This is a genomic window from Synechococcus sp. H55.9 (genome assembly GCF_047462355.1).
GTDB lineage: Bacteria > Cyanobacteriota > Cyanobacteriia > Thermostichales > Thermostichaceae > Thermostichus.
The window spans coordinates 1-8,270 of record NZ_JANSJB010000067.1; the positions used below are offsets into that span (position 1 = coordinate 1).

The 8,270-nt window shown below is 58.7% G+C and carries 10 protein-coding genes; 7 read left to right on the plus strand and 3 right to left on the minus strand.

All coding sequences use genetic code 11. The annotated features are described in order from the left end of the window. Window positions 1–223, plus strand: a 223-nt coding sequence (locus NW857_RS09325; protein ID WP_414368763.1) for a nucleotidyltransferase family protein, incomplete at its 5' end; no start/stop codon positions are given. A 35-nt stretch (window positions 224–258) separates the two neighbouring features. Here the strand turns inward: NW857_RS09325 and NW857_RS09330 are convergent. Next, on the minus strand, window positions 259–561 hold the full coding sequence (locus tag NW857_RS09330; protein ID WP_414337588.1) for a Mo-dependent nitrogenase C-terminal domain-containing protein: 303 nt from the start codon (window positions 559–561) through the stop codon (window positions 259–261). A gap of 592 nt (window positions 562–1,153) precedes the next feature. On the opposite strand from NW857_RS09330, the gene bchB reads away from it, so the two are divergent. Genes bchB through coaD form a run of 4 tightly spaced genes read left to right on the plus strand, consistent with a single transcriptional unit; the run spans window position 1,154 to window position 4,589 of the window. Then, window positions 1,154–2,686, plus strand: a complete 1,533-nt coding sequence (gene bchB / locus NW857_RS09335) for a ferredoxin:protochlorophyllide reductase (ATP-dependent) subunit B (protein WP_414337585.1) — start codon at window positions 1,154–1,156, stop codon at window positions 2,684–2,686. A 50-nt stretch (window positions 2,687–2,736) separates the two neighbouring features. Continuing rightward, window positions 2,737–3,738, plus strand: coding sequence for a UDP-glucose 4-epimerase GalE (gene galE, locus NW857_RS09340; protein ID WP_414368765.1), 1,002 nt, complete (start codon window positions 2,737–2,739; stop codon window positions 3,736–3,738). A 10-nt stretch (window positions 3,739–3,748) separates the two neighbouring features. Further along, complete coding sequence (cutA, locus tag NW857_RS09345; RefSeq protein ID WP_414332778.1) at window positions 3,749–4,084, plus strand: divalent-cation tolerance protein CutA; 336 nt, start codon at window positions 3,749–3,751, stop codon at window positions 4,082–4,084. A 25-nt stretch (window positions 4,085–4,109) separates the two neighbouring features. Further along, on the plus strand, window positions 4,110–4,589 hold the full coding sequence (gene coaD / locus NW857_RS09350) for a pantetheine-phosphate adenylyltransferase (RefSeq protein WP_414332776.1): 480 nt from the start codon (window positions 4,110–4,112) through the stop codon (window positions 4,587–4,589). A 23-nt stretch (window positions 4,590–4,612) separates the two neighbouring features. Here the strand turns inward: coaD and NW857_RS09355 are convergent, their stop codons facing one another. Continuing rightward, on the minus strand, window positions 4,613–4,972 hold the full coding sequence (locus NW857_RS09355) for a pentapeptide repeat-containing protein (protein ID WP_414332774.1): 360 nt from the start codon (window positions 4,970–4,972) through the stop codon (window positions 4,613–4,615). A gap of 363 nt (window positions 4,973–5,335) precedes the next feature. Between NW857_RS09355 and NW857_RS09360 the strand changes: the two genes are divergently transcribed. Next, the gene (locus tag NW857_RS09360; RefSeq protein ID WP_414332772.1) at window positions 5,336–6,448 is read left to right on the plus strand and encodes an ATP-dependent 6-phosphofructokinase; all 1,113 of its coding nucleotides are present in this window, start codon (window positions 5,336–5,338) and stop codon (window positions 6,446–6,448) included. 196 nt (window positions 6,449–6,644) lie between these two features. Here the strand turns inward: NW857_RS09360 and NW857_RS09365 are convergent, their stop codons facing one another. Then, window positions 6,645–7,655, minus strand: coding sequence for an FHA domain-containing protein (locus tag NW857_RS09365; RefSeq protein ID WP_414368767.1), 1,011 nt, complete (start codon window positions 7,653–7,655; stop codon window positions 6,645–6,647). Between the two features lie 139 nt (window positions 7,656–7,794). Here NW857_RS09365 and NW857_RS09370 point away from each other — a divergent pair. Continuing rightward, window positions 7,795–8,270, plus strand: a 476-nt coding sequence (locus tag NW857_RS09370; RefSeq protein ID WP_414368769.1) for a CGLD27 family protein, incomplete at its 3' end; no start/stop codon positions are given.

Consider the following 8,270-nt stretch of genomic DNA (forward strand, 5'->3'; position numbering starts at 1 on the left):
GCGACTGGCCCTGTTTGGCTCAACCGCTCGTGGCGAGGATCAAGCCGGCAGCGACATCGATATCCTAGTTGAATTTATGGGTAAAGCCGACTCCAAGCATTACTTGAGTCTGCTCTTCTACTTGGAAGATAAACTTGGATGCTCCTTAGACCTTGTCACCGACAAGGCTCTGCGCCCCGAACTCCATCCATTGATAGAAAAAGAAGCAATCTATGTCCCGTGAATATCTGTGAAGTATCATCTAAACCAAGAGCCAATCTAGAGATAGCGGCTGATGTCTTCTCCCTGTTCTGCCAAGAACGACAAAGCCCGGAAGCGCAGCCCTACCACCTGATCGTAGAAGGGGTTGAGCTTGCACATCGGTGGAATGTGCATTATTTTGTGGCCAAGCAACACCACATCTCGCTCGAAAGGACAGCGAGCCGGGATCCACCGACACAAAAAGTGGGCCAGCCGGGGATCCCCAACTTCAATGCTGTCAATTGCCGCTCGAATTGGTTGCAAGGGCGCCTGCAGCCAGTCGTGCAGGTGAGCCGCAGGCTTGAAGTACGTGGAAGTCATGGAATCCGTTTGCTCCTCTGAAGCTTTGCGCGCACGTTGCCAAGAAATCGTGGTAGAGCCCATAAGCTTTCACCTCAACACCTCAAGGGTGTTCGCTCTCTGCAGCAGTCATGCTCTCCTGCCCGGGTTTGTATCTAGGGAAACAGGAAGGCGTTTCTCTCCAGACTCAGTCTGCCTTCGGCGGCCAGAAACTTGCCTGGGTAACACAAAATCTCTGCTCAAGTTTGTAGAGGTACACATTTTGTATTCAAAAGTTAACCTGCAACAAAAACTACAGAATTGACCGCCTTGGCTGGCGAGCTGCCAGGGCTTGGGGATCCAGCTCAAGGCTGTTGTCCCTATTTCCAGGATGGAACAGAGCTTGGGCCTATGGTAGAGGGATCCCCGCACCAAAAGTTACCTTGAAGCATTGTTTTTCTTTATGATCAATATTTTCTCAAGATGTTGTTGTCGAGAGTTACAGGAGATAACGAGCAAGGGATCCCGGCTGCTGGGCACTCTACAATTCCAGGAGAGGTTCCCAGCGAGTGAGAAGCGGGCAGGGGATGGGGATCTCCTTTTTGTTACCTCGGTCTTTCTTCAGAGGCTGCTTATGAAATTGGCCTATTGGATGTATGCTGGCCCCGCCCACATCGGCACGCTGCGGGTGGCCAGTTCCTTCAAAAATGTCCACAGCATCATGCATGCTCCCCTGGGGGACGACTATTTCAACGTGATGCGTTCCATGTTGGAGCGGGAGCGGGACTTTACCCCGGTAACCACCAGCGTCGTTGACCGGCAGGTGTTGGCGCGGGGATCGGACGAGAAGGTGATTCGCAACATCGTCCGCAAAGATGGCGAGGAGCAGCCGGATTTGATTGTCGTCACCCCCACCTGCACCTCCAGCATTTTGCAGGAGGATCTGCATCACTTTGTGCGGCAGGCGCAGTTGGCCAGCCGCTGCGACGTGCTGCTGGCCGATGTCAACCACTACCGGGTCAACGAGTTGCAGGCCGCCGATCGCACCCTGCAGCAGATTGTGGAGTTCTACATCAACAAAGCCCGCAAAAGCGGCGAATTGGACGGCTTAGCCCAGAAGACAGAACGTCCTTCCTGCAACATCCTCGGCATCTCCAGCCTGGGCTTTCACCACGCCCACGATCTGCGGGAGTTGAAAAAGCTGCTGCGGGATCTGGGTATCGACCTTAACTTGGTGATCCCGCAGGGGGCCAGCGTCCACGATCTCAAGCATCTGGGGCGGGCCTGGTTCAACGTGGTGCCCTACCGCGAACTGGGGCCGATGACAGCTCGCTACTTGCAGGAGCAGTTTGGCACGCCCTACGTGGAGATCACCCCCATGGGAGTGGTGGAAACAGCCCGCTTCATCCGCCAAATCCAGCAGGTTCTCAACGAGCAAGGGATCCCGGTGGACTACGAGCCCTACATCCAGGAGCAGACCCTACATGTTTCCCAGGCGGCCTGGTTCTCCCGCTCCATCGATTGCCAAAACCTGACCGGCAAAAAGGCGGTGGTTTTTGGGGATTGCACCCATGCGGCAGCGATCACCAAGATCCTGGCCCGCGAGATGGGGATCCACGTGGTCTGGGCGGGCAGCTATTGCACCTACGATGGCGAGTGGTTTCAGGCGGAGGTGGGCGGGTATTGCGATCAGGTGCTGCTGACGGAGGATCACACCCGTGTGGCCGATGCCATTGCCCAGGCGGAGCCTGCTGCTATCTTCGGCACCCAGATGGAGCGGCATGTGGGCAAACGGCTGCGGATCCCCTGTGGGGTGATCTCCGCGCCCATCCACGTGCAGGATTTTCCCATCGGCTACAAGCCCTTTTTGGGCTACGAGGGCGCCAACCAAGTTGTGGACTTAATCTACAACTCCTTTACGCTGGGCATGGAGGATCATCTGCTGGAGGTCTTCGGCGGCCACGACACCAAAGAAGTGATCCACAAGAGCCTGAGCGCCGATTCCGATCTCATCTGGACGCGGGAGGCCCAGGCGGAGCTGAACAAGGTGCCCGGCTTTGTGCGGGGCAAGGTGAAGCGCAACACCGAAAAATTTGCCCGCGAGCGGGGCTTGGCTGAGATCAGCGTGGAGGTGATGTACGCCGCTAAGGAGGCTTTTGGCGCTTGATAGGGATCCCCTCGGCAACCTTTAACAACCTTTTGCTCTGACGTCTGCCTATGCGGCTTTTGGTTACGGGCGGGGCAGGATACATCGGCAGCCACACCTGCAAAGCTCTGGCGGCTGCTGGCCATCTCCCCATTGCTTACGACAACTTGATTTACGGGCACCCCTGGGCGGTTCGCTGGGGGCCGTTGGAAATCGGCGACATTGCCGACCGCGAGCGACTGGATCAGGTGATCCGACGCTATCGACCGGAAGGGGTGATCCACTTTGCCGCCTATGCCTATGTGGGTGAGTCGGTCAAGGATCCCGGCAAGTACTACCGCAACAATGTGGCCGGATCCCTGAGTTTGTTGGAGGCCATGCGAGATCACGGGATCCCGTACATTGTGTTCTCCAGCACCTGCGCCACTTACGGGGTGCCAGAGCGGCTCCCCATCCCTGAAAGTCATCCGCAACGTCCCATCAACCCCTACGGCCAGAGCAAGCTGATGGTGGAGCAGATCTTGCGGGATTTTCGGGCTGCCCACGGGATCCAGTCCATCAGCCTGCGCTACTTCAACGCCGCCGGCGCCGATCCCGACGGCGAAATCGGTGAAGCCCATGACCCGGAAACCCACCTGATCCCTTTGGTGCTGGATGCCGCCGCCGGCCAACGTCCCCACATCACCGTTTTCGGAGATGACTACGAGACCCCTGATGGCACCTGTATTCGAGACTACATCCATGTCGTCGACCTGGCTCAAGCCCACGTGTTGGCAGCAGAGGCGCTGGCCTCTGGCCGGCCCGTGCAAGCAGCCTATAACCTGGGCAATGGCCAAGGCTTTTCCGTCAGGGAGGTCATCGCCGCCGCCGAAGCCGTGACCGGACAACAGATCCCGGTGCAAATGGGAGCACGCCGACCGGGGGATCCCCCCTGCCTGGTGGGCGATGCCGGTGCCATCCTGCGGGATCTCAACTGGAAACCTCTCTACAGCGACTTGGCCGAGATCATTCAAACAGCCTGGCGCTGGCACCAGAAGCGGCCCTATTTTGCCAAAGGCACATCCCTGCTCTAGGAGCACCTGAATGGACAACACAGATGCACCCAATAGCCTCTTGGTTGTGATGACCACGGTGGGATCCGAGGCCGAAGCCCACCGCTTGGCCCACACCTTGGTGGCCGAACGTCACGTGGCCTGTGCCCAGATCTTGCCCGGAATTACGTCCTACTATCGCTGGCAGGGATCCCTGCAGACCGATGCTGAGTTCCTCCTCCTGTTCAAATTGCCCGCGACCGCCTATCCTCGGCTCGAACAACGGCTGCGGGAGCTACATCCCTATGAAGAGCCGGAGATTCTGGCCATCCCAGCCAGCCAAGTGAGCGCCACCTATTTGGCTTGGGCCCGCGACCAGGTAGGGTGAAGAATAGCACGACTCCAGCTTGGCCATGATCGCTCTCTATCCCGGTAGCTTCGATCCCATTACCCTTGGGCATCTCGATATCATCGAGCGGGCCAGCCGTCTTTTTTCCAAGGTGATCGTCGCCGTCTTAAAAAACCCCAACAAAACCCCCCTCTTCAGCCCCGAGCAGCGGCAGGCCCAGATTAGCCTTTCCACTGCCCATCTGAAAAACGTTGAGGTCGATACCTTTTCCGGCTTGACGGTGGCCTATGCCCGTCAACGGGGGGCAAAAGTCGTTGTGCGTGGCTTGCGCGTCCTGTCGGACTTCGATGTGGAGCTGCAAATGGCCCACACCAACAAGCTGCTGGCCCCCGAACTGGAAACCCTCTTCCTCGCCACCGCCAGCGAACACAGCTTCGTCAGCAGCAGCCTGGTCAAGGAGGTCGCCAAGCTGGGCGGCCCCATCGACCATCTCGTGCCGGCGCCGGTGGTTCAAGATCTGCGGGAGCGCTTTCCCCTGCCCTGAGGCTTGGGCAGCCGAATTGCCAACTAAAATTCAAGCAGTTGCATCCCTGCCGCCGCCGGGTCAAACCCTGCCGGAAAGCAGGTGCTGTGGTTGTACTGGGAGCCACTCAAGTTGGCTCCTTCCAAACGGGCTCCCTCCAGGTCGGCATAGCGCAGATCGGCACAGCGCAGATCGGCATTGGCCAGATTGCTGCCGCGCAGGTTGGCATAGCGCAGGTTGGCCCCATGCAAATCGGATCCCTGGAGATCGGCGTGCCGCAGATCTGCCCCCCTCAAAAAAGCGTACTCTAAGCAGGATTGGGGAAAATGGCGCTCTCCCCGCTGGTAGCGGCTGAGCAACTCCGCAGCCCCTTGCAGAGCACACTGAGCAATGGTTTGAGTCATAATACTTCTCCCAAACGAGACTTGAGACCCTATCTCTATGCTCATCTTTATCATCGGGTTGAGTGGGTTTTGATCATCCCTGCTTAACAAATGATTTCATTTTTTGAGTCGATCGTTGCCCCAAGTTTTTTCGGAAAGATCTATCCTCGGAGATATCGCAGCTTGCCCAAATTGCGGGTTTGTGCGGCAATGTTTCTTAATTGTTTTTGTGAAGGATACTTAACGTCTGGGCTTATCGCCCAAGACAAACTGCGCCGGCAAGGCAGGCTAACCTGATCTTGCTGGGTTGTAGGGATCCCTCAACCTCTCCTTTTTCTCTGCAATCGATGTTTAGGATGTTCGCCCTTTTTCAGCCAGAGACCTATGCCCAAACGTAAGCGAATCGGGATCCTCACCAGCGGCGGCGATTGCGGCGGTCTCAACGCTGTGATTCGAGCGGTGGTGCGGCGGGCCCGCGACTACGACATGGATGTTTACGGCATCAAAGATGCGACGGCAGGACTGATGGCCCGACCGGTGGAGGCGGAGCTGCTGGATGTCAAGCGGGTTTCCGGCATTTTGCGCTACGGCGGCACCATCCTGGGTACGGTGAACAGGGGCAACCCCTTCGCCTATCCCATGCCCGATGGCAGCTTGGTGGATCGCTCGGCAGAGGTGATCACCGGCTACCACCGGCTGGGCTTGGATGCTTTGATCGGGGTGGGCGGGGATGGCAGCCTGGCCATTCTCCGGCAATTGGCTCTGCAGGGGGATTGGAACTTCGTCGGGATCCCTAAGACCATCGACAACGATGTTGGCGCCACCGAGTATTCGGTGGGGTTCAATACGGCTCTGAGCGTGGCTGTGGAGGCCCTGGATCAGCTCACCTACACGGCCATCAGCCACAGCCGGGTTATGGTCATGGAGGTGATGGGGCGGGATGCCGGTCACATTGCCATCAGCGCCGGCATTGCCGGGGGGGCGCATGTGATCTTGATCCCGGAGATCCCCTACAAGCTGGAGAATGTCTGCAAAAGGATCCTCGACCGCAAAGAGCGGGGCAACAATTTCAGCATTGTGGTGGTGGCGGAGGCCGTTCCCACCGAGTCAGGCGAGCCCATAACCTACACCAACAGCCTGGGGCAGTCTCTCTACGGTGGCATTGGCCATTATATTGGCAACGAGATCGCCCTGCGCACCGGCATCGAGACGCGGGTGATGGTTTTGGGCCATCTGCAGCGGGGAGGCACCCCTTCGCCGCTGGATCGCCTGCTGGGAGCAGCCTTTGGGGTGGCGGCTGTGGACCTGATCGCCCAGGGCAAGTACGACCGCATGGTGGCCTGGCAAAACCGGCGGGTGGTGGATGTGCCCCTGGCAGAGGCCATCGCCCAATACCGGCGGGTGGAGGTGGATGGGGCTTTGATCGCCACGGCTATCGGGTTGAATACCTATGTGGGCGAGGTGGATCCCCAGCTTCTGCGCCGCCTTTCCCCCTGAGCAAGTTACCGCCGGCAGAGACAATCTTCCGCCGATATCGGGGAACCTACACCACATCTGGCTTTGGCGACCCAAGCGCGGGATCCCGTTCACCGGACGGCGAAACTCCAAGGTGACCGAAAAGTGACCACCTGTAAAGGAGCAGCAGAAGGTTCTGGAGGAACGGCGGGATCCCACGGGTATCGGGAGGCGGGGTCTAGGTGCCGAGAACGGCTTGCAAAGACCCCACATCGCAGTAGTACACCTGATGAGGGTGGGCATACCCCTTCAGCTCTACGGCCTGCTGCGAGAAGCAGGTGGCTGCCTGCCCCAGTTGTTTGGCCAAGCAGATATAGGTGTCGTGGCTGATGGCCAAGTCGGTGTTGAGGGTGCGGGTGGCACTCTCGATGCGAAAGGCCAAATTCACTGTATCTCCCAAGGCCGTGTACTCCTGGCGAGTGTTGTTGCCCACCTGGCGCACGATCGCCGAGCCGGTGTTGACACCTGCCCCCAGCCGGATGGGAGAAGGCAGGGGAAACTCGCCGTTCAGGTGCTCGGTCATTTGAAACAGCTTCGTCATGGCCTGCAAAACCGACTTGACGTCGAGATCCATTCCCGGCGCTGCGGTTTCCAGGGGAGCTGGGTTGGCCTGGGGCGCGTGGAACCAAACGGCCATGATCGCATCGCCAATGTATTTATCGACCGTGCCGCCGTACTGCTGAATGATATCTCCGCCCCGCCGGAACCAATCGCCCATCACCTGCGACAGCAGGCGCTCGTCCAGTTGTTGGGTCAGTTGTCCGTAACCGCGCACATCCACCACAGCCACCGAGATCAGCCAGCGGGTTTGCAGAACCAGAGTGTCCGACGGTTTGGCCGCAGAACTGGGTTCTGAGCTGGCCAGGGATCCGCTGTGAAACTCGAGCTGGGATTGTCCAAGGGTGAGGTGATCTCCATCTTGCAGCAGGGTGGGAATGCTGACGCGGCGATTGTTGACGAAGGAGCCGTTGCGACTGCCCAGATCGATGAGATAGACGCTGTTGTGGTCGAGGTATTGCAGCAGGGCATGTTGGCGCGAAACGCTGGGATCGGTTAGGACGATGGCGTTGTCTTCATCGCGGCCCAGCGTCCAAGCGGTCGCTCCGGAGAGAATGTACTTCCTCTGGCTGCCGTCCGGCTCTCTCAGGACGACATAGGGTGCGGCGGCAGATTCGCTCGTGAAGCTCATGGCAAGAGGGATTGTAGACGCGACCACACTACTCAATACGATACCCCGCTCGCCTTCGGTTATCGGGGCGGGCTCTGAGAATGGGCTTGGCGGGGAGCTGACCCGACCGATATCATTTTGTGTAGATACATTAAGGTGTATGCTGGATCCTGCCCATCCCATTCCTGCTGAGCAACAGCCGCTGCGGCAGTATGCCGAGCTAAGGGAGTCTTTTCCTTTCTCCTGGCCCGCTTTGGGGTGGATTCCTTATCTCCGGCGAATCGGCGCTGTTTGGGGAGCGGTCGTGCTGGCGGTTTCCCCGCTGGCTTGGAGCAGCTTTGCCGGGGACTGGGGCCACTTCGTCTCTGGGTCTGTGCTGGGGGCCAATGCTTTGCTCGGCCTGGTGTTGCTCCATCTTTATTTGGGATGGGCCTATGTGCGGCGGCGCTTGCTGCAGGCCCGGATCCCCTATGAAGAAAGTGGCTGGTACGATGGGGCGATGTATGCCAAATCGGAAGAGGAACTGGCTCAGCATCGGCTGATCGTCAGCTATCAGATCGACCCTGTGTTGCAGCGCCTGCGACGCAGCCTGTGGGGTGTGGTGGGCTTAAGCGGGCTGGTGGCCCTGCTTTGGCC